This window comes from Nocardia concava NBRC 100430 (assembly GCF_000308815.1).
Classification (GTDB): Bacteria; Actinomycetota; Actinomycetes; order Mycobacteriales; family Mycobacteriaceae; genus Nocardia; species Nocardia concava.
Map to the genome: position 1 here is coordinate 130,772 of NZ_BAFX01000133.1, position 20,620 is coordinate 151,391.

Below are 20,620 nucleotides of genomic sequence, written 5' to 3' on the forward strand. Positions count from 1 at the left end.
AGGTGGTCATGACTGCAGCACCCGTGGATCGCACCGACTTCGACAACTCCGAGCGCGGCTTCATCGCCCGCCTCGAACCGGGCGTGATTCCCGGCAGGAGCGGCGGCGTGGCCTACGACGCGGACTCCTTCGACTTCCTGAAGGGCGAGGGCGCGGAGACTGTGCCGTCGAGTCTGTGGCGGCAGTCGCGACTCACCGCGATGCAGGGGCTGTACCAGGTGTGCGAGGGCGTCTATCAGGTTCGCGGCCTGGATATTTCGAATATGACGCTGATCGAGTCCGACAGCGGCGTGATCGTGGTCGACCCGCTGGTGAGCGCCGAGACCGCGGCGGCCGCGCTGGGGCTGTACCGGGCCGAGCGCGGCGACAGGGCCGTGACCGCGGTGATCTACACCCATCCGCATGCCGACCACTTCGGCGGCGTGCTGGGCGTGGTCGATCAGGACACGACCGTGCCGATCATCGCGCCCGAGCACTTCATGGAGCACGCGGTGTCGGAGAACGTCTACGCGGGCACCGCCATGCTGCGGCGCGGCATGTACTACTCGGGCGCCAACCTGCCCCGCAACGCGCGCGGCCTGGTCGGCATGGGCCTCGGGCCGGTCGCCTCCGCGGGCGAATTCGGTTTGCTGGCACCGACTCTCGACATCACCGAGACGGGCCAGGAGGAGGAGATCGACGGGGTGCGGTTCATCTTCCAGATGACGCCCGGCACCGAGGCCCCGGCCGAGATGAATTTCCTGCTCCCCGACCGCAATGCGCTGTGCATGGCCGAGAACGCCTGCCACACGCTGCACAACATCCTGACCCTACGCGGCGCTCAGGTGCGCGACGCGCGGATGTGGTCGCGCTACATCGCCGAGGCGATCGAGATGTTCATCGACGACACCGATGTCGTCTTCGCCTCGCACCACTGGCCCACCTGGGGCCGGGACAATATCCTCGAATTCCTTATCCAACAACGCGATACGTACGCCTACCTGCACGACCAGACCGTCCGGCGAATGAATCAGGGCGAGATCGGCAGTGAGATCGCCGAGGACTTCGGGCTCGCGCCGGAGCTGGCGGCCCGGTGGAACAACCGCGGCTACTACGGCTCGCTCAGCCACAATGTGAAGGCCGTCTACCAGCGGTATCTCGGCTGGTACGACGCCAATCCGGCACACCTGTGGATGCATCCGCCGCAGGCGCAGGCCACCCGCTACGTGGCCCTGCTCGGCGGCGTCGACGCGACCGTCGCCAAGGTGAAGGAGTTCGCGGACCAGGGCGATCTGCGATTCGCCGCCGAACTCGGCAGCCACGCGGTGTTCGCGGATCCGAACCACGCGGGGGCCAAGCAAGCCCTGGCGGACGTATTCGAACGGCTCGGCTTAGGCTCCGAGAACGCCACCTGGCGCAACTGCTTCCTCACCGGCGCACAGGAATTGATCCAGGGCATCTCCCCGGTCCAGCTCTCCGCCAATCAGTCGGTGGCCCTGGCCATGAGCATCACCCAGCTCTTCGACACCCTGTCGCTGAATATCGCCGGGCCCCAGGCCTGGGCGGAAAAGTTCAGCATCGCTTGGCATTTCACCGACAGCGGCGAGAACTACCACATGGAGCTGAGCAATGGCGCGCTCATCCACCACCCCGCCACCCGCAAACGCGACGCCGACCTCGACGTCACGCTGACCAAACTCGGCCTGCTGCAACTGATGTCCACCGGCTCGTTCGACGGCACGCAGACCAAGGGCGACACCGGAGTCTGGCAGCGCCTCACCGGGCTGCTCGACCAGGCCGACCCGAATTTCGCGATCGTCACCCCCTGACGGTCAGGAAGCCACCATCTCCTTCCGGACCGTCTCGGTGATCTGCGAGCCGGTCAGGATCATGGCGACCAGGAAGTCGACGAGCTGGGCACGATCGATGTCCAGCTCGCCGCGCAGCCATTCGGTGAGGATCTCGAGGCCGCCGTGGGCGAGCGTGCGGGCGGCGAGTTCGGCGTGGATGCCGCGCACGGCGTCCTCGCCGAGCAGTTCGCGGCCCTGGTCCAGCATGACCCGGGCCACCAGGGTGACGAGTTCGGTTCTGCGGTGGCGCAAGTCGTCGGTGGTCTGCATGTCGATGGTCAGGCGCTTGCGGGCCGGGTGGTCGGCGATGGCCGCGACACCGGCTTCGACCACCGCCCGCAGGCGGATTCGAGCGTCGGCGGGCTCGGTGGCGATGGGCGCCATGACGGCGGCGACGACCTCGGCCAGCTGCTCGTCGACCAGTTCGTACAGCAGTCGGTCGGTGTGGCTGTAGGCCTCGTAGAAGTAGCGATCGTTGAGTCCGGCGCGGACGCACAGCGCGCGCACCTTCAATCCCCCGACGCCCTCCTCGGCGATAAGCTCGAGGGCGGCCTCGCGCAGCCGGTCCCGCCGCTGATCGCGGCGCTCATCGGCGCTGAGTCCGGCGTATCGGCCACGAGATGTTTCCACGAACCCGCCCTGTCTGTTGCCATGCCGCAAGGTTTGGTGAAGACTATCACCAAAGTTCTGGTGACGTCCTTCACCAGAAGAGTGAACGCACTCAGGAGGCACGCAATGGCGCGTACCGAGCACCTGCCCGACCCGGTGATCTTCCGGGAGTTCCCCTTCAATGTCGGGGTCCGGCTCATCGGCCCCGGGGACATTCGCCCGACCCCTGAACAGCAGGCGGCCTACCGCAGGTTCACCAAGATGGGCGATCCGCTGGCCGACGCCGTGGTCGAGATGTTCCGGCGGCTGCCCACCGGACAGGGCCGGGCCATGTTCGAGACGGCCCTCGAGCACGGCATCGACGCGGTGCCGGACGCGCCCGTCGAGCTGAAAGCCCTTTTCGCGCAGCTCGATTCGTTGCCCTTCTGGCTCGATCGGGACAAGCTGGAGCGCGCGGCCCGGGTCAGCGGACGGGTCGGCCCCTGGGCCACGAACCTGGCCCTGGCGATGTTCTCGCTCAATGGCGGTTACCTGGCGTCCCGGGCGGGCAAGGTGCTGATCGGCACCGGGGGTCTGTCGGCGGAGAACATGGCCCCGCGCCGGGTCGCCGAAACCGTGGGCTGGTGGATGGACGTGACCGCGCGTGGGGGCCTGGAACGCTTCGCGCCCGGCTTCAAGAACACCGTGCGGGTACGCATCATGCACGCCCAGGTCCGGGCGGGTATGAATCGGCGGCCGGACTGGGATTACCAGAATTGGGATCACCCGATCAACCAGTCCCTGACCGCGGGCACCCTCATGCTGTTCTCGCTGGCCACCATCGCCGGATGCAATGCGGTCGGACTCACGTTCTCCCGCAAGGAGAAAGCGGCCGTCTATCACCTGTGGCGCTACGTCGGGCAGCTGATCGGCCTGGATCCCGAGATAGTGCCCGCCGACGAGACCGACACCTGGCGGCTGCTCTGGCTGCAGGCGGACTACGAGTTCCTGCCGGACGAGGATTCTCGGACCCTGTCCAAGGCGCTGGTCTCCGCGCTCGCCTCGATCTACGGGTTCGATGACGGGGATCTGCGGTCCCGAATGCTCGGCCGCGCATACACGCTCTACGCGGCGTCGTACGGCCGAATCATGGTGGGCAAGAGCAACGCCGACTTCCTGGGATTGCCCAACAACCCGATCTTCCTGGCGGCCGTGCTCGCCACCGCCGCCGTCAACGGCGCGCTGGAGGTGCCGCGCCGCATCATCCCCGGCGCAACCCGGCTGAACGAGACCCTGGGCCGCCGCATCACCGAGCGGATGCACGCCCGGATCATCCGTGCGAACAAGCCCGACCGCAGCTACGCCCGCCATGATCGGCTGGCCGAAACCCGCGCGGCGTGATTTCCTACGCATGAGTAACGTTCCTGGAGAACCACCCTCGATGAAGGAAATCGCGTCGATGACTGTGCCGCCTGTCCTGTCCGAGCGTCTGCGCCTGCCCGCGGTCGCATCACCCATGTTCATCGTGTCCCGGCCCGAGCTGGTGATCGCCCAGTGCAAGGCCGGGATCGTGGGCTCGTTCCCGTCGCTGAACGCGCGCCCGCAGGCGCAGTTCAAGGAGTGGCTGGTGCGGATCGAGGAGGAGTTGGCCAAGCACGACGCCGACAATCCCGAGCAGCCCGCCGCGCCCTACGCGGTGAACCTGATCGTGCACAAGAGCAATGACCGGCTGGAAGAAGACCTGGCCACGGTCGTCGAGCACAAGGTGCCGATCGTCATCACCTCGCTGGGCGCGCGCCCGGACGTGAACGAGGCCGTGCACTCCTACGGCGGAATCGTGTTGCACGACATCATCAATGACGTGTTCGCGCACAAGGCCGTCGAGCGCGGCGCGGACGGCCTGATCGCGGTCGCGGCGGGCGCGGGCGGCCACGCCGGACCGCAGTCCCCGTTCGCCCTGGTGCAGGAGATCCGCGCCTGGTTCGACGGCCCGCTGCTGCTGTCGGGTTCCATCGCCCACGGCCGCTCCATCCTGGCCGCCCAGGCGGCGGGCGCGGACCTGGCCTACATCGGCTCGGCCTTCATCGCCACCGACGAGGCCAATGCCGTCCCCGCCTACAAGCAGATGATCGTCGACTCCGCCGCCGCCGACATCGTCTACTCCAACCTCTTCACCGGCGTCCACGGCAACTACCTGCGCGGCAGCATCACCGCCGCCGGCATGGATCCCGACAACCTGGCCCAATCCGACCCCTCCGCAATGGATTTCGGCACCGGCGAATCCGACCCCGCCACCCCCGGCGCGAAACCCTGGAAGGACATCTGGGGTTCCGGCCAGGGCATCGGCGCGATCGACGCGGTGGTCCCGGCCGCCGCCGTCGTAGACCGCCTCACCCGCGAATACGCCGAAGCCAAGGCCCGCCTGCTCAGCCTGTAGCTACGCACCCGCCGGTTCGGGGCGAGGGTCGTTGATGCCCACGATCGGGAGACGCAGTGCGGCCGGGGCTGATGGGGGCACGGCCGGGCTGCGGGGTGCGATCGGGGCTATGCGTTGGTAGGTGGAACCCAGGGCGGGACGGGCGTCGGCGTCGCCCTTGTTGGGCCACAGGGAGATTGCGCGTTCGGCCTGGGCGGTGATGGTGAGGGAGGGGTTGACGCCCAGGTTGGCGGAGATGGTGGAGCCGTCGATGATGTGGAGGCCGGGGTGGCCGTAGAGGCGGTGGTAGGGGTCGACGACGCCGGTGGCGGGGGTGTCGCCGATGACGCAGCCGCCGATGAAGTGGCCGGTCATGGGGATGTTGAAGATGCTGCTGCTGGTGGCGGCGGTGGGGACGCCGTCGATCTTTTCGGCAATGCGGCGGGCGACCTCGTGGCCGGCGGGGATCCAGTCGGGATTGGGTTGGCCCTCACCCTGTTTGGTGGTCATGGTGCGGCCGAAGAGGCCGCGTTTGGTGTAGGTCGTGATGGAGTTGTCGACCGATTGCATGACCAGCAGGCCGACGGTCTGTTCGGACCAGTGGCGGGGGTTGTGGATGCGGATCAGGTCGCGGCGGTGGTGGGCGAGGGCGCGCAGCCAGCCGCGCCAGCGCGGGCCGTCGCCGCTGACCATGGCGGTGGTCATGGGCGACATGGCATTGCTGCCCTTGCCGTAGCGCACCGGCTCGATGTGGGTGTCGGGGTCGGGATGAATGGACGAGGTGATGGCCACGCCCTTGGTGTAATCGCTGTCGCGCCTGCGACTCCGGACCGCCAGCAGCTCTTCGGAATTCGTGCGCGAGAGGTAGCCGAGCCGGGGCGAGATGTTCGGCAGCGAGCCGCGGTCGCGCAGCCGGTGCAGCAGCTTCTGGGTGCCGAGCGAGGCCGCCGCGAAAATCACCTGCTCCGCGGTGAATTCGTGCCGCTGCTTGCGCACCCAGCGACCGGTGCGGGTGGTGGAGACCGCGAAACCGCCGCCCGAGAGCGGCCGCACATCGGTGACAGTGGTCAGCGGATGCACTGTGGCCCCGGCCTTTTCGGCCAGATAAAGGTAGTTCTTGACGAGCGTGTTCTTGGCATTGTGACGGCACCCGGTCATGCATTCGCCGCAGTGCGTGCAGGTGCGCCGATCCGGTCCGGCCCCGCCGAAGAACGGGTCCGGCACATTCTCGCCCGGCCGCCGCCCCGGACCGCCGAAGAACACGCCGACTGGCGTGCGCCGATAGGTATCCGAAATCCCCATCTCCTCGGCCACTTCCAGCAGCACCCGATCGGCCGGCGTGGTCGCGGGATTCACCGTCACGCCCAGCATCCGCTTGGCCTGGTCGTAGTGCGCTGCCAGCTCGTCCTTCCAGTCGGTGATGTGCCCCCACTGCCGGTCGGCGTAGAACTTCTCCGGCGGCTCGTAGAGGGTGTTGGCGTAGACCAGCGATCCGCCGCCGACGCCCGCGCCCGCCATGATGAAGGTGTCCTTCAACAGCGTCAGCCGCTGAATTCCGAAGCAGCCCAGCGCCGGAGCCCAGAGATACCGGCGCACGCGCCACGAGTTCTCGGCGAACTCGTGATCCTCGAACCGCCGTCCGGCCTCCAGTACGCCTACGCGGTACCCCTTCTCGGTCAACCGCAGCGCGCTGACGCTGCCGCCGAAGCCGGAGCCGATGACGAGGACGTCGTAGTCGAATCGCATGCTCCGAAGCTACGACCAGCGGTTATCCATCCATGACAGACCGGCGGCCATTAAATCGACAGATTCGGCCATCCCGGCGCGGGCGCATGCCCCCTCGGAATGCCCACCGCTAACTGGAATCAACCCGATTCCAACGGTGTCCGAAAACCTCCGGTGCGGCCATAGTGCAGGCCTGCTGTACTGCGTTTTCTCTACCTGGAGGCCCTGGTGACCAGTCCCCAACCCGCACCGGAGACATCCGGCGCACGACCGTCCCTGCCGGACGTCCTCGGGCGTCTCGGCGCCGACTGGTGGTCCGTGATCGTATCCGGCGTCGTGGTCGTGCTCGCCGTGCTCAACGCCCTGCCGAAGATTCCGTGGTGACGCCATGAGTGATGCCACCGCCACCCCCGACCTGACCAAGACCTCCGCCGCCGCCGCTGAAACCATTGGCGACACCGAGGCTTTCGACGAACCCGCCGGACCCCTGACCCTCACCCGCCTGCTGAGCTACGTCCCCGGCATTCTGCTGCTCATCGCGGTCGGCGTGCTCGGCAAGTACGCGCAGACCTGGTGGAACACCACCGCCAAGCACAACCACTGGACCGTCCCGGACATCGAATACGTGCTGTGGGCCATCCTCATCGGCCTGCTCATCACCAATACCATTGGCCTGCACCGGATCTTCCGTCCCGGCGTGGGCACCTACGAGTTCTGGCTCAAGGTCGGCATCGTGGCGCTCGGCTCGCGCTTCGTGCTCGGCGATGTCGCGAAACTCGGTGGCACCAGCTTCCTGCAGATCCTGGTGGACATGACGGTGTCGGGCGCGATCATCCTGGCCGTAGCGCGCTGGCTCGGCCTGTCCGGCAAGCTCGGCTCGCTGCTGGCCATCGGCACCTCCATCTGCGGTGTGTCGGCCATCATCGCGGGCAAGGGCGCGATCCGGGCCCGCAATTCCGATGTCTCCTATGCGATTGCCGCGATCCTGGCGCTCGGTGCGGTCGCATTGTTCGCTCTCCCGCCGCTGGGCCACGCCATCGGACTGAGCGATCACGAGTTCGGGCTGTGGGCCGGTCTGGCCGTCGACAATACGGCCGAGACGACGGCCACCGGCTACCTGTTCTCCGATACGGCGGGCAAGACCGCGGTGCTGGTGAAGTCCACGCGTAATGCCTTGATCGGCTTCGTGGTTCTGGGTTTCGCGGCCTACTGGGCGTCCCGCGGTCAGGCCGACGCCATCGCGCCCGGCCTGCGCGCCAAGGCGGCCTTCGTCTGGTCCAAGTTCCCGAAGTTCGTGCTGGGCTTCCTGGCCGTGTCCGCCGTGGCGACCTTCCACTGGCTGAGCAAGCAGCAGACCACCAACCTGGCGAATGTCTCGCGCTGGGCGTTCCTGCTCACCTTCGCCGGGGTCGGGCTCAACACGAACATCCGCGAATTGGCCCGCACGGGTTGGCGTCCGCTCGTGGTGGCGGTGGTCGGCCTGGTCTCGGTGGCGGTCGTATCGCTGGTCCTGGTGCTGTTCACCTCGCGCGTCCTGCACTGGGGCGTCGCGGGCTGACCTGCTCGTCATCCCGGCGCGCTTCTTGGCCGGGATGACGGGGGTCAGGCCCCGCGCTCGAGTTCCAGCGGGCGAGCCTCGGCGAAGCGTTCGGCCAGGAACCGCATGCCCGGTCCCGCGAAAGCCAGTGCGCCACCGATGTGTTCGCGGCCCTGCATGGTGTGCATGGTGACGTCCGCGCCCAGCGCCTTCCAGTCCTCGGCCAGCCGCACCGCCTGCGGATAGGGAATGATCTGCTCACTGGTGCCGCCGGCCACCAGAACCGGTGCGGCGGGCGCGATTCCGCCCAGCCGGTTCTCCAGCAGGCGGGCCTTGACCTCCGGCACCTCGAACGGCGGACGGTAGGTGTAGGTCGAGACCTTGGTGGGCACCACCAGGCCCGCGCCGATCCCGACCACCGCCGCGACCCCGGCATGGGTGCGACGCGCCAGCGCGGCCAGGACCCGGCCCTGCGGGTTGAGGTGTTGCAGCACATTCAGTTCCGGATACGCCGCCTCGATGCCGAGCACACCGTAGAAGAGCAGCACGGCGTACGGGGTGTCGTCCAGGAACTTCACCATGTCGACCAGATCGGCCGGGGCCGAGCCGACCGCGCCGCCCTCCAGCGGCAGGTCCGGAGCGTAGGTGGGCTGCAGCTGCAGGGCCCAGCCCGCGGCATTGCCGCCCTCGGAGTAGCCGTAGATGCCCAGCGGCCCATCCGGATCGAGCTCCGCCTCGGGCAGGCGTCGCGCGGCGCGCATGCTGTCCAGCACGGCCGGGCCGAGCGCGCGGCCCATCACGTACGGATGCAGGCCCGGGCTGCCCAGCCCCGGATAGTCGGTGATGGCGAGCGCCCAGCCGCGCCGCAGCGCGGCACGCAGGAACACCGATTCGTATTCGATGCCGTAGCGCAGCTGCCAGGACGCGGCCGCGACGGTATTGGCCAATCCCTGGGTGCCGACGGCATACCCGACCAGCGGCCGCGATCCGGGTCCGCGCCACGGCGTGTTCGGCACCAGCACGGTGCCGGTGACCTGCGTCGGATCTCCCTTGGCGGTGGTCGTGGTGTAGCTGATGCGCCAGGCGCGGGCGGGCAGTTTCAGACCGGGCAGCATGCGCGCGGTCATCGGTTCGGCGGCCAGCAGCCGACCGGGTCCGAACGCGCCGGGATGTCCGGCACCTACCGCCGCCTCGTCGAAGCGATTGGTGTTCGCAGTCATCGTTGCCTGCCCTTCTCACACAAAACATGCGTTATGCAGTTGTCGCGCAAGCGGTTCCGAGCGTTAACACTGTCCCGGACAGTCCCGCCTGATCGAAACCATACCCAAAATGTGAAAGAGTGACACCTCTTGTCACAAGTACTCCCACTCGGTGGGACGGCCTCATGTAGTGACAACCGCCACCCGGCGGCGAAATACTCCCGCGCCCAGCCACGTTGCCGCACTTGTGACCATCCCCCGCATCCTGCTGATCTCCGGCAGCACCCGCGCCGCCTCGACCAATACCGCCGCCCTGCGCACCATCGAGACCAACGCGGGATCCGACTTCGAGACCAGCTGGTACGACGGGCTGCTCGACCTGCCGCCCTTCATCCCGGGCACCGAACCCGAACCGCCCGCGGTCGAGGCCCTGCACCGGCAACTCGCCGCGGCCGACGCGGTGCTGTTCTGCACCCCCGAGTACGCGGGCATGATCCCCGGCAGCCTCAAGAACCTGCTGGAATGGACCATCGGCAATGCCGATCTCAGCGATAAACCGGTCGCCTACGTGAACGTCGCCTACGAGGGCCGCGGCGAGGCCGCCGTCGCCACCCTGCGCACCGTCGTCGGCTACGCCGGAGCCGAGATCGTGGAGGCCGCGTGCGACCGGATCACCGTGCTGCAGAGCGATATCGGACCCGACGGCCTGGTCTCGAATCCGGACGCGCGCACCCGCCTGAACGCCGCCGCCCGCGCCCTCGCCGAGCACGTCACCCGCCCCGCCGAGCCCCTCACCTCGGTCAACCTGAATAATCGAGTTGGTTGAAGGCAGAACACCCCTCCGGACACAGGAGTGTGCGGGCATGGACGTGGGAATCTTCGGAGCCGGTCATTTCGGGCTGAGCCTGGCGGGTTTGTTCGACCGCGCCGGGCACACCGTGCACATCGCCAGCCGCCACCTCGACGAACTCGCGGCCACCGTGTCCGAGCGCGGACTGCGCCACACCTACCCGGGCGACGTCGACCTGGTGGCCGGTTCCTCGACCATCCTCATCGGCGCGGTGCAGTGGCTCCAATTGGAAGCCCTGGCAAAGGAATTGCCGGATCTGGACGGCAAGATCTGGATCGACCCGGCCAATCCGTACGTCCGCGAGGCGGACGGCACGGTCACCCTGCTCGCCACCGATGGACGGCCGACCAGCGCCGTGGTCGCGGACCTGGTGCCGAAGACCCAGCTGGTCAAGGCCTTCAACGCCTTCACCACACCGATGTACCGGTCCGGCCCGCTGACGTCATTGGGTCGAATCGTCGCCCCGATCGCGGGCGATCACCCCGCCGCACTGTGCCGAGTCGCCGAGCTGATCAAAACCACCGGCTTCGTCCCCATCATCATCGGCAACATCGAGGACAGCGTCATCCTCGAACCCAATGGTGCACTACGCCACCTCAGCATCCCGCTCATCGCACCCTGACGACGAGCCTGTCATTCCGGCGCGCTTTTGGCCGGAATCCACAGCCGCGAGGGTGTGGATCCCGGCCAAAAACATGCCGGGATGACGAGGGTATGACGAGGGCTTCTCCCCGCCGATCAGTCGGAGACGTCGGGGAAGGCTTGCTGGCGGTGGCCGCCGCGGAGGGTGCCTTCGAGGTAGGCCGCCTTGCAGGCGCGGCGGGCGATCTTGCCGCTGGAGGTGCGGGGGATGGAGCCGGCGGGGACCAGGAGGAGATCCCGGACCGTTACGCCGTGGCGCTTGGCGATGGCCGCCCGAACCGTTTCGGTGATGGGTTCGGGGTCGAGTTTGGCCGCGCCCGTGCCGCGTTCGGCCACTATCACCAATTGCTCGGCGGCACCGGCCGGATCCGCGCCATTGGCGGCGCCGATGTCGACCGGGATCTGGTCGCCGGAGACGGAGAACGCCGCCACGAAACCCGGGCGCAGGGCGGTGCTGGACTCCTGGGCGGAGTACTCCAGATCCTGCGGGTAGTGGTTGCGGCCGTCCACGATGACCAGATCCTTGACGCGGCCGGTAATGAACAGTTCGCCGTCGTAGTACGTGCCGTAGTCACCGGTGCGCATCCAATTCGCGTCGGGCTCGGTACCTTCCGCACGGCTCTCGGGCTGCCGGGAGGTGAGCTTGGCGTGGAAGGTCGCCTCGGTCTCCTCCGGACGGCCCCAGTACCCGCGGCCGATATTCGCCCCGTGCAACCAGATCTCGCCGACCTCGCCCTCCGGCTTCTCCGCGCCGGTCTGCGGATCCACGATCACCGCCCACTGCGACAGCGCCACATAGCCGCAGGACACCTGGGCCACAGCGTTTTCCGCATGTTCGTCGACCTCGACCATGCGCCCGGCATTGAGGCGATTGCGATCCACCCAGACGGTGCGGGCCTCGTCCTCGCGCTTGGTGGCGGAGACGAACAGCGTGGCCTCGGCCATGCCGTAGCAGGGCTTGATGGCGGTCTTGGGCAGGCCGTAGGGGGCGAAGGCGTCGTTGAACTTCTTCATCGAGGTCACCGACACCGGCTCGCTGCCATTGATCAGACCGATGACATTGGACAGGTCCAATTCCTCACCGGGCTTGGGCAATCCACGCGCGGCCGCGTGCTCGTAGGCGAAATTCGGTGCGGCGGCGAAGATCTCGGCGCCGTCCTCCTGGGCGGCCAGTTCCTTGATCCAGCGGTAGGGCCGGCGCACGAAGGAGCTGGGCGACATGATGGTGATGTACTTGCCGCCGATGGTCGGCAGGATGACCGTGAGCAGGCCCATGTCGTGGAACAGCGGCAGCCAGGTGACGCCGCGGGCCTTCTCGGTGATGCCGATGGCATCGATCATCTGCAGCAGGTTGGTACCGACCGCCCGGTGCGTGATCTCGACACCGGCCGGCGTCCGGGTGGAACCCGAGGTGTACTGCAGGTAGGCCACATCGTCCATCTCGATCTTGGGACGAATCCAGCTCTCGCCCACATTGTCCGGAATCGCCTCGACCGCGATGATGCGCGGCCGCTGCGGCGCGGACAGGTGTTTGAAGAGCTCGCGCACCCCGGCGGCCGCCGAGCCGACGGTCAGGATGGCCGCGGGACCGCAGTCCTCGAGCACCGCGTGCAACCGGTCGGTGTGGCCCTGCTCGTCCGGATCGAACAGGGGCACCGCGATATTGCCCGCGTACACCGCGGCGTACATGGCCACGATGTAGTCGAGTCCCTGCGGCGCCAGAATCGCCACGCGATCACCCGGCTGCGTCACCTGCTGCAGCCGGGCCGCCACCGCACGCAGCCGGACGCCGAAGCGGTTCCACGTGATGTCGTGGTACTCGCCGTCGTGTTCGCGCGAATAGTCGATATAGCGGTATGCGAGCTCGTCCCCGTTGACCTCGGCGTGCCGGTCGACGAGGTCGACCATGGTCTGGTTCTCGGGGAGTTTGATGTTGCCGTGCTCGTCCAGAACGTCTTCGAAGGTTCCGCCGATCATTCCCTATCCTTTTTCAACTCACAGTCGAGGACTGTGTAGTGACACCGAACAAAGATCGACACCGAAAGCCCGAATGTAGCTGGGGGCTGGGGAACTCTAGCAGGTGCCGCAATCCCGCGTCACTCGTTACGGGCCGAATGCGGTAACCGCACCGACCCTGGTGGGTGTCAGTAGCGGCCGAAGGCGATGGCCACATTGTGCCCGCCGAAGCCGAAGGAGTCGTTCAGGGCGTAGTCGTACTGGCCGGATCGCGCCTGGCCATGTACCACGTCGAGGTCGATCTCCGGGTCCTGGTTCTCCAAATTCAGTGTGGGCGGGATGATTCCGTCCCGCACGCTGAGCACGGTCAGGACCGACTCCAGCGCACCGACCGCGCCGATGGAATGTCCGAGGGCGGACTTCGGCGCGTACACCGCGGCATGATTGCCGACGGCTTGCTTGATGGCGTTCGCCTCCGCGGTGTCGCCGATCGGCGTGGCGGTGGCGTGCGCATTGATATGCGTGACATCGGATTTGGACAATCCGGCGTACTCCATGGCCCGGGCCATGGCCCGGGCCGCGCCGGTGCCCTCGGGGTCGGGGGCGACCAGGTGGAAACCGTCGGAGGTGATGCCCGCGCCCATGATTCGCGCGTGGATCTTCGCGCCGCGCGCCTTGGCGTGCTCCTCGGTCTCGATGACCATGAGCGCCCCGGCCTCACCGAAAACGAAGCCGTCGCGGTCCATGTCGAACGGGCGGGAGGCGCCCTTGGGATCGTGGTTGCGGGTGCTCATGGCGCGCATCATCGAGAAGCCCGCGATCGGCAGCGCCTGGATGGAACCCTCCACGCCACCGGTGACCACCATGTCGGCATCGCCCATGACGACCATGCGCCAGGCATTGGCGATCGCCTCCGCACCGGACGAACAGGCCGAAACAGGCGTCGACACACCGGCCCTCGCGCCCAGTTCCACACTCACGCAGGCCGCCGCGCCATTGGGCATGATGGCCTGCACGGCCATCGGCGGCACCTTGCGGTAGCCGCCGTTGACGAGTTTGTCGCGGGCGGACATCAGGACTTCCGCACCGCCCAGTCCGGTTCCGATGGAGACCCCGAGCCGGTCCTTGTCCACCTCCGGATTGCCCGCGTTGGCCCACACCTCGCGGCCCAGCACCAGCGCCATCTGCTCGACGTAGGACAGGCGGCGGGCCTCGGGCTTGGTGAGCTGATCGGTCGGCGACACCTTGAGGTGACCGCCGATGCGCACGGGCAGCCCGAAGTCGTCGAGGAAGCTGTCCTCGAGCACGTCGATCCCGCTCTCCCCGTTGAGTAGTCCCTTCCAGGTCGAGTCGACATCACCGGCGATCGAGGTGGTCGCCGCAAGCGATGTGACCACGACACTAGGGAAGTTTCGGCGGTTGGGCGTCTGCATGTTCACTCTCCGTAGCAATGCTCCGGCGAACCAGATGTGGATCCGCGTGGACTGTCAAGGACTGGTATGCGACTAACGAGAGCACCCGGCCAGGCACGCATCGGCGGGGTATGAAGCCAATCTTCGGCGAACTGGGCTAGATTATCCGAGGCTAAGCCGACCGGTTCCATTAAGCGACACGCGGGCATCCCTTTTCAATCCCCGGGGCCCCTCCGCCGCAGCGGCGATCGCCGGATCTCCAGCATTCTCTCCAGCACCATTCCCGCAGGGTCTAGCCATTTCGAGGGAGGGCACACCATCGTGGCCAGGAGTCTCACGCAGTTGGAGCTGCTCATCGAGTTGGAGCCGATTGCCGAGCAGAACGTGAACCGCCATCTATCGATGGCCAAGCCCTGGAACCCACACGACTACGTCCCATGGGAGCTAGGGCGCAACTTCGCAGCAATGGATGGGGTGGACTGGGATCCGGAACAGTCGCAGCTCAGCGAGGTGGCCAAGGCGGCCATGATCACCAATCTGCTCACCGAGGACAATCTGCCCAGCTACCACCGGGAAATCGCTGAGAACTTCTCACAGGACGGCGCCTGGGGCACCTGGGTCGGCCGCTGGACCGCCGAGGAGAACCGGCACGGCATCGTCATGCGCGACTACCTGGTGGTGACGCGCGGCGTGGATCCGGTGGCACTGGAGCAGGCGCGCATGATCCACATGACCAATGGCTACAACCCCGCACATCTGGTCAAGAAGGCCGAAAATCCCGCCCACGTCAATGCCGATGCCGGATTCATGCACTCTGTCGCTTATGTGACTTTCCAGGAATTGGCCACGCGCGTTTCGCACCGCAATACCGGAAAGGTGTGCGACGACCCCGTGGCGGACCGCATGCTGCAGCGCATCGCCGCCGACGAGAACCTGCATATGATCTTCTACCGCAATATCTGCGGTGCGGCCCTGGACCTCTCGCCGGACCAGGCCATCGACGCCATCACCAACATCATCATGGCCTTCCAGATGCCCGGCATGGGCATGCCCAACTTCCGCCGCAACGGCGTGCTCATGGCCAAGCACGGCATCTACGACCTGCGCCAGCATCTGGAAGAAGTGCTGCTGCCCAACCTCAAGAAGTGGAACATCTTCGACCGCACCGACTTCGGCGCCTTCGGCGACCGCCGCCGCAACGAACTCGGTGAGTTCCTCGACAAGCTGCGCAAGGACGTGGTCCGCTTCGAGGAGCAGCGCGACCGCTCGCTGGCGCGCGAAGCCCAACGGGCAGAGAAGGATTCCGTCCTGATCGGCTGAAGTCCCGAGTGGCGCAGGGAAAGGGGTGCGCGTCCGCCCCTCCCCTGCGCCACTCGTCGTTTCGGGGCCTGCCGGGCGAGCAGTACGACGACCACACCGAGCGCCGAACCCGGTTGGCGGGCCGCGTTGCAGGCGGCACCGTCGGCATTCGCGCCCGGGCCGGATCCGCCAGATGCCGTGTGGCATCGGAGATGTCCACATCTCCTTCTCTGCTCGGTGCCATGCCGCAGGTGTGCTGCCGCCACTCTTCGACCCCGGCCGAACTGTGCGCGGCGCAAGCAGCCCGCTAGAACAGGGTGGGTGGCTCGGTGGGGAGGGGGTCGGGGAGGGGGTCGGGGAGGGGCTCGAGGTCGGGGAGGTGGGTGCGGACTTCGGCGTGGAAGCGGCGGGCCAGGTCTCGGGAGGCGGCGTTGTCGGGGGTGTGGATGAAAATCGTTGGGGAGCGGCCTTCTCGGAGCCAGGCGACGGTGGTGTCGATCCAGGGTTGCCAGCCCTCGACGGTGGCGGCGAGGTCGTCGCGGCCGTGGTAGCGGACCATGGGGAATTCGGTGAGGGCGCGGGTGCGGCGGGGGTTGTTGGGCTTCTTGGTGCGGGCCTCGTATTCGGCGGGGCTGGCGGCAGGGCTGGCGAAGAGGACCGTGGTGTCGAAGGGGATCCACTCCGCGCCCGCGGCCTCCAGGACCTGCTCGAGTTGGGCTGTGGCGCGGGGGTTTTCGAAGAAGACCGGGTGGCGGACCTCGACGGCGCAGCGGTAGTGGGTGGGCAGGCCGTCGAGCAGGTGGGCCAGGGCGGGCAGGTTGGTGAAGGACGCGGGGAGCTGCACCCAGAGCGCGTGCAGGCGGCGGCCGAGGGGCTCGATGGCGTCGAGGAAGTGGGTCATCTCGTCGTCTACGCCTGCGAGGCGGCGGTCGTGGGTGATGGTGCGGGGCAGCTTCATCACGAAGCGGAAGTCGGGATCGGTTTGGCGGGCCCAGGATTCGACGGTGCGGCGCTGCGGGGTGGCGTAGAAGGTGGTGTTGCCCTCGACCGCGTTGCACCAGGAGGCGTAGTTGCGCAACCGTTCGTTCGGGGGTAGCGGCTTCTCCTGCCAATCCGGGTGTGTCCACATCGCGCAACCAATAAAAAGCCGCATATCTGCCACGTTAAGTCAAAGACTTCCTGGGCCGCAGCCAACCAAAGGTAAGCTCCACCGCCCGCTTCCAGTTGTCGTATTCTTCGGCGCGCAAGGCCGAATCCATCCGCGGCAACCACTGCGCCGCGACGCGCCAATTGTGGCGCAGCCCCTCGAGATCCGGCCAATAACCGACCGCCAGGCCTGCCGCGTAGGCCGCGCCCAGCGAGACGGTCTCGGCCACGATGGGACGCATGACCGGTATGTCGAGGACATCGGCAATGATCTGCATGAGCAGGTTGTCGGAGGTCATACCACCTGCCACCCGCAGCGCCTCGGCGCTCAGCCCGGAGTCGGCGTTCATGGCCTCGACGACATCGCGCGTCTGCCAGGCCGTCGCCTCGAGCACCGCGCGGGCGATGTGCCCCTTGGTGATATACGAGGTGAGGCCGATCAGCAGCCCGCGCGCGTCGCTGCGCCAGTGCGGGGCGTACAGGCCGGAGAAGGCGGGCACGAGATAGCAGCCACCATTGTCTTGCACTGTGCCCGCGAGGGTTTCGATCTCGGGCGCGCTGGCGATCAGACCGATATTGTCCCGAAGCCATTGCACCAGTGAGCCGGTCACCGCGATCGGCCCCTCCAGCGCGTACACCGGTTCCGGACCGATCTGATAGCCGATGGTGGTCAGCAGCCCGTGCTTGGAGCGCACCAGCTCCCGCCCGGTGTTCATGAGCAGGAATCCGCCTGTGCCGTAGGTGCATTCGGTCTCACCGGGCGCGAAACAGGTCTGCCCGAACAGCGCCGCGTGCTGATCCCCCAGCGCCGCCGCGATCCGCACACCGGGCAAAACCCTTCGCGCGGTACCGAATTCACCGGTCGAAGGCTGAATGCGCGGCAGCATGGCCTTGGGAATATCGAAGAACCGCAACAGTTCATCGTCCCATTCCAGCGTGGACAGGTTCATCAGCAACGTGCGTCCAGCGTTGGTCACATCGGTGACATGCACCCCGTGATCGGCTCCGCCGGTGAGGTTCCAGATGAGCCAGGTCTCCATGGTGCCGAACAGCACCTCGCCGCGTTCGGCCCGCTCACGCAGTCCCGGCGTGCGATCCAGCAGCCACCGCAGGCGCGGCGCGGCGAAGTAGGTCGCCAACGGCAGGCCGCACAGCTCCCGAATCCGTTCCGCCCCACCGGATTCCCGCATGCGCTCGACGAGCTCCTCGGTGCGCACGTCCTGCCAGACGATGGCCCGCCCGATGGGAGTCCCGGTGCGCGCGTCCCACACCACGGTGGTCTCGCGCTGATTCGCGATCCCGACGGCCGCCACCTGATCCAGCGTGATACCCGAATCCCGCAGTGCCGCAGGAACGATGCGCTCCACATTGCGCCAGATCTCCAGCGCGTCCTGCTCCATCCAGCCCGGCCGCGGATAGTGCTGCTTGTGCTCGCGCTGTGCCACCCCGGTCAGCCGGGCCCGCTGATCGAAGAGGATGGCGCGGGTGGAGGTGGTGCCCTGATCGATGGCGAGCACATACTTCTGACTCACTGGGAACCTCCGAGATCGCGTGAAACCGCCGCCGCCGCATCGCGGACCTGACCGATCGGCGCGGGCCGGAAACGCAACTGCCCGTCGCAGAGCCGGTCGACCGGCCCGGTGATACCGATGGCACCCACCACCAAACCACCCCGCGACCGGATCGGCGCGGCGACGCTCGCCTCACCGGAGCGGTATTCGCCGATATCCCCGGCCCATCCGGTGCGCCTGACCTCGGAAATGGCCCGCCGCAACGCGATCGGATCGGTGATGGTGCGATGGGTCAGCGCGGGCAGCCCGCCCTCGCGCACGGAATCGGCCAGCTCGCCGTCGTAGGCCAGCAGCACCTTCCCCAAAGCCGTTGCGTGCGGCGGCAATTCCTCCCCCACCGCCAATTCCTGCTCGGTGTTGTCGGGCCGGAAGACGTGATGGATCACCACCACTCCCCCGTCCACCGGCGCGGCGATCCGCACCGATTCCCCGCTCCGCGCCGCGAGGGCGTCGGCCCGGTTGATGGCCCGGGACCGCAGTTCATTCGCGTCCAGGTGCCCCGCCCCGAGATCCTGCAGCGCCGGGCTCAACTGGTACTTGCCGCTCACCGCGTCCTGATCCACGAACCCCACGCCTTGCAGCGTCCGCAGGATCCCGTGCGCGGTCGGCTTGGCCAGTCCCAGCGCCGCCGCGATCTCCCCCACCCCCATGCGCCCGGACCCGCGCGCGAGCAGCCGCAGAATGGCCGCCGCGCGCTCGATCGACTGAATCGGACCCGGCATGTTCAGAAACCTATCAGCAAACCGTTCGGCATTGTCGAACGCGTCGCCTGTGCGGATGACGTTCCACTTCGTAGCGTGGACGTCGGGCCGGTCTCACCCGCGCCCACGCCCGCCGCCACCCCGGGGACCCGGGCAAACAGAACTCAACGTCGAGTTTCCGGAGAGGACCGCGATGACGCAGTATGTCGGAGCCATTGATCAGGGCACGACCTCCACGCGATTCATGGTGTTCGACCACGGCGGCAATGTAGTTGCCCGCCATCAGCTCGAGCACGAGCAGATTCTCCCGCAGGCCGGGTGGGTGGAGCACAATCCGGCAGAGATCTGGGAACGCACCCGCACCGTCATCAAGAGCGCCCTCGCCGGCGCGCGCCTCACCGCCGCCGATCTGGCCGCGGTCGGCGTCACCAATCAGCGCGAAACCACCATCGTGTGGGACCGCCGCACCGGAGTCCCCTACTACAACGCCATCGTCTGGCAGGACACCCGCACCGACCGCATCGTCGCCGATATCGAGAAGGCCGGCAAGGGCGATCTGATCCGCGACAAGGCCGGTCTGCCGCCCGCGCCGTACTTCTCCGGCGGCAAGCTCAAGTGGATCCTCGACAATGTCCCCGGCGTCCGGGAAGACGCCGAGAACGGCGACGCCCTCTTCGGCACCCCCGACACCTGGCTGATCTGGAATCTCACCGGCGGCGTCCACGGCGGCGTGCACATCACCGATCCGACCAATGCCTCGCGCACCATGCTTATGAACCTCGAAACCCTGGACTGGGACGACGAATTGCTCGCCCTGTTCGGGGTGCCGCGGGCCATGCTGCCGCGCATCGCGCCGTCCTCGAATCCGGAGGGCTTCGGCACCACCTATCCCGACGGTCCCTTCAAGGCGTCGGTGAAGATCGCCGGTGTGCTCGGCGACCAGCAGGCCGCCACCGTCGGCCAGGTCTGCTTCCGCCCCGGCGAGGCCAAGAACACCTACGGCACCGGTAACTTCCTGATGCTCAATACCGGTACCGAGATCGTGCACTCCAAGCACGGCCTGCTGACCACCGTCGCCTACCAGTTCGGCGACGAGAAGCCGGTGTACGCGCTGGAGGGCTCCATCGCCGTCACCGGGTCGGCCGTGCAGTGGCTGCGCGATCAGCTCGGCATCATCTCCGGCGCGGAAAGGGTTGAGGCCCTGGCCCGTCAGGTCCACGACAATGGCGGCGTCTACTTCGTGCCCGCCTTCTCCGGACTGTTCGCCCCCTACTGGCGCGCGGATGCCCGCGGCGCGATCGTGGGCCTGTCGCGCTACAGCAATAACGCCCACATCGCCAGGGCCACACTGGAATCCATCGCCTATCAGACCCGCGACGTGGTCGAGGCCATGCAGCAGGACTCGGGCGTGAAACTCGACACCCTGCGCGTGGACGGCGGCGTCACCGCCAATGAGCTGGCCATGCAGATCCAGTCCGACTTCCTCGGAGTTCCGGTCTCGCGGCCAGTGGTCTCGGAGACCACCGCGCTCGGCGCGGCCTACGCCGCGGGTCTGGCGGTCGGATTCTGGCGCAACACAGACGAACTCGTCGCCAACTGGCACGAGGACAAGAACTGGCAGCCCACCTGGACCGAGGAACAGCGCCAGAAGGGTTACGCGCGTTGGCTCAAGGCGGTCTCGCGCACCCTCGACTGGGTCGATCTCGACGATGACGACGACCAGCGGCGCTGAGCCCCAGAAGACTTCAC

At 67.3% G+C, this 20,620-nt stretch carries 17 protein-coding genes; 9 read left to right on the forward strand and 8 right to left on the reverse strand.

The window, feature by feature from the left end:
* The first annotated feature begins 8 nt into the window (after positions 1-8).
* Positions 9-1,808 carry an alkyl/aryl-sulfatase gene (locus ON43_RS31410; RefSeq protein ID WP_040813329.1) on the forward strand — a complete coding sequence of 600 codons (1,800 nt, stop codon included), beginning with the start codon at positions 9-11 and terminating at the stop codon, positions 1,806-1,808.
* A 3-nt stretch (positions 1,809-1,811) separates the two neighbouring features.
* Here the strand turns inward: ON43_RS31410 and ON43_RS31415 are convergent, their stop codons facing one another.
* On the reverse strand, positions 1,812-2,459 hold the full coding sequence (locus ON43_RS31415; protein WP_040813271.1) for a TetR/AcrR family transcriptional regulator: 648 nt from the start codon (positions 2,457-2,459) through the stop codon (positions 1,812-1,814).
* 105 nt (positions 2,460-2,564) lie between these two features.
* Between ON43_RS31415 and ON43_RS31420 the strand changes: the two genes are divergently transcribed.
* Both ON43_RS31420 and ON43_RS31425 read left to right on the forward strand, forming a co-directional pair.
* Positions 2,565-3,818, forward strand: coding sequence for an oxygenase MpaB family protein (locus ON43_RS31420; protein ID WP_040813272.1), 1,254 nt, complete (start codon positions 2,565-2,567; stop codon positions 3,816-3,818).
* Positions 3,819-3,876: 58 nt separating this feature from the next.
* Positions 3,877-4,854, forward strand: a complete 978-nt coding sequence (locus tag ON43_RS31425; RefSeq protein WP_040813330.1) for an NAD(P)H-dependent flavin oxidoreductase — start codon at positions 3,877-3,879, stop codon at positions 4,852-4,854.
* On the opposite strand, the gene ON43_RS31430 is transcribed toward ON43_RS31425, so the two are convergent.
* Complete coding sequence (locus tag ON43_RS31430; RefSeq protein ID WP_040813273.1) at positions 4,855-6,579, reverse strand: GMC family oxidoreductase N-terminal domain-containing protein; 1,725 nt, start codon at positions 6,577-6,579, stop codon at positions 4,855-4,857.
* A gap of 207 nt (positions 6,580-6,786) precedes the next feature.
* Here ON43_RS31430 and ON43_RS44435 point away from each other — a divergent pair, with 207 nt between their 5' ends.
* Positions 6,787-6,942 (forward strand): hypothetical protein, encoded by a 156-nt coding sequence (locus tag ON43_RS44435; RefSeq protein WP_157514254.1) that lies wholly within the window; start codon positions 6,787-6,789, stop codon positions 6,940-6,942.
* Between the two features lie 4 nt (positions 6,943-6,946).
* Entirely contained in the window at positions 6,947-8,116 is a 1,170-nt protein-coding gene (locus tag ON43_RS31435) for a YeiH family protein (protein ID WP_083913861.1), read from the forward strand.
* 44 nt (positions 8,117-8,160) lie between these two features.
* Here the strand turns inward: ON43_RS31435 and ON43_RS31440 are convergent, their stop codons facing one another.
* Positions 8,161-9,315, reverse strand: a complete 1,155-nt coding sequence (locus tag ON43_RS31440) for a lipase family protein (protein ID WP_083913862.1) — start codon at positions 9,313-9,315, stop codon at positions 8,161-8,163.
* Positions 9,316-9,541: 226 nt separating this feature from the next.
* Here ON43_RS31440 and ON43_RS31445 point away from each other — a divergent pair, with 226 nt between their 5' ends.
* Positions 9,542-10,120, forward strand: a complete 579-nt coding sequence (locus ON43_RS31445) for an NADPH-dependent FMN reductase (RefSeq protein ID WP_245568833.1) — start codon at positions 9,542-9,544, stop codon at positions 10,118-10,120.
* Positions 10,121-10,157: 37 nt separating this feature from the next.
* The gene (locus ON43_RS31450) at positions 10,158-10,766 is read left to right on the forward strand and encodes an NADPH-dependent F420 reductase (RefSeq protein WP_040813274.1); all 609 of its coding nucleotides are present in this window, start codon (positions 10,158-10,160) and stop codon (positions 10,764-10,766) included.
* Positions 10,767-10,882: 116 nt separating this feature from the next.
* Here the strand turns inward: ON43_RS31450 and fadD32 are convergent, their stop codons facing one another.
* A complete protein-coding gene (gene fadD32, locus ON43_RS31455; protein WP_040813275.1) occupies positions 10,883-12,763 on the reverse strand; it encodes a long-chain-fatty-acid--AMP ligase FadD32 in 1,881 nt (626 codons plus the stop codon).
* A 167-nt stretch (positions 12,764-12,930) separates the two neighbouring features.
* Entirely contained in the window at positions 12,931-14,175 is a 1,245-nt protein-coding gene (locus tag ON43_RS31460) for a KasA/KasB family beta-ketoacyl-ACP synthase (RefSeq protein WP_040813338.1), read from the reverse strand.
* 300 nt (positions 14,176-14,475) lie between these two features.
* On the opposite strand from ON43_RS31460, the gene ON43_RS31465 reads away from it, so the two are divergent.
* Positions 14,476-15,474 (forward strand): acyl-ACP desaturase, encoded by a 999-nt coding sequence (locus ON43_RS31465; RefSeq protein WP_040813276.1) that lies wholly within the window; start codon positions 14,476-14,478, stop codon positions 15,472-15,474.
* Positions 15,475-15,760: 286 nt separating this feature from the next.
* On the opposite strand, the gene ON43_RS31470 is transcribed toward ON43_RS31465, so the two are convergent.
* The 3 genes from ON43_RS31470 to ON43_RS31480 are packed head-to-tail and all read right to left on the reverse strand — an operon-like array spanning position 15,761 to position 18,892.
* Entirely contained in the window at positions 15,761-16,606 is an 846-nt protein-coding gene (locus ON43_RS31470; protein WP_040813339.1) for a DUF72 domain-containing protein, read from the reverse strand.
* Positions 16,607-16,616: 10 nt separating this feature from the next.
* Positions 16,617-18,131: a glycerol kinase GlpK gene (gene glpK, locus ON43_RS31475; RefSeq protein WP_040813277.1), complete on the reverse strand. Its 1,515-nt coding sequence runs from the start codon at positions 18,129-18,131 to the stop codon at positions 16,617-16,619.
* The gene (locus ON43_RS31480) at positions 18,128-18,892 is read right to left on the reverse strand and encodes an IclR family transcriptional regulator (RefSeq protein ID WP_040813278.1); all 765 of its coding nucleotides are present in this window, start codon (positions 18,890-18,892) and stop codon (positions 18,128-18,130) included. Before ON43_RS31480 ends, glpK (ON43_RS31475) begins: the two co-directional genes overlap by 4 nt.
* Positions 18,893-19,064: 172 nt before the next feature.
* On the opposite strand from ON43_RS31480, the gene glpK (ON43_RS31485) reads away from it, so the two are divergent.
* The gene (gene glpK, locus ON43_RS31485; protein WP_040813279.1) at positions 19,065-20,603 is read left to right on the forward strand and encodes a glycerol kinase GlpK; all 1,539 of its coding nucleotides are present in this window, start codon (positions 19,065-19,067) and stop codon (positions 20,601-20,603) included.
* Positions 20,604-20,620: the final 17 nt, after the last annotated feature.

What these genes read in the sequence shown, in the direction of transcription:
- glpK (WP_040813279.1), top strand. Translation starts at nt 19,065, where the DNA reads ATGACGCAGTATGTCGGAGCCATTGATCAGGGCACGACCTCCACGCGA.
- ON43_RS31425 (WP_040813330.1), top strand. Translation starts at nt 3,877, where the DNA reads ATGACTGTGCCGCCTGTCCTGTCCGAGCGTCTGCGCCTGCCCGCGGTC.
- ON43_RS31420 (WP_040813272.1), top strand. Translation starts at nt 2,565, where the DNA reads ATGGCGCGTACCGAGCACCTGCCCGACCCGGTGATCTTCCGGGAGTTC.
- ON43_RS31435 (WP_083913861.1), top strand. Translation starts at nt 6,947, where the DNA reads ATGAGTGATGCCACCGCCACCCCCGACCTGACCAAGACCTCCGCCGCC.
- ON43_RS31460 (WP_040813338.1), bottom strand. Translation starts at nt 14,175, where the DNA reads ATGCAGACGCCCAACCGCCGAAACTTCCCTAGTGTCGTGGTCACATCG.
- ON43_RS31480 (WP_040813278.1), bottom strand. Translation starts at nt 18,892, where the DNA reads ATGCCGGGTCCGATTCAGTCGATCGAGCGCGCGGCGGCCATTCTGCGG.
- fadD32 (WP_040813275.1), bottom strand. Translation starts at nt 12,763, where the DNA reads ATGATCGGCGGAACCTTCGAAGACGTTCTGGACGAGCACGGCAACATC.
- ON43_RS31470 (WP_040813339.1), bottom strand. Translation starts at nt 16,606, where the DNA reads ATGCGGCTTTTTATTGGTTGCGCGATGTGGACACACCCGGATTGGCAG.
- ON43_RS31410 (WP_040813329.1), top strand. Translation starts at nt 9, where the DNA reads ATGACTGCAGCACCCGTGGATCGCACCGACTTCGACAACTCCGAGCGC.
- ON43_RS31440 (WP_083913862.1), bottom strand. Translation starts at nt 9,315, where the DNA reads ATGACTGCGAACACCAATCGCTTCGACGAGGCGGCGGTAGGTGCCGGA.
- ON43_RS31450 (WP_040813274.1), top strand. Translation starts at nt 10,158, where the DNA reads ATGGACGTGGGAATCTTCGGAGCCGGTCATTTCGGGCTGAGCCTGGCG.
- ON43_RS31430 (WP_040813273.1), bottom strand. Translation starts at nt 6,579, where the DNA reads ATGCGATTCGACTACGACGTCCTCGTCATCGGCTCCGGCTTCGGCGGC.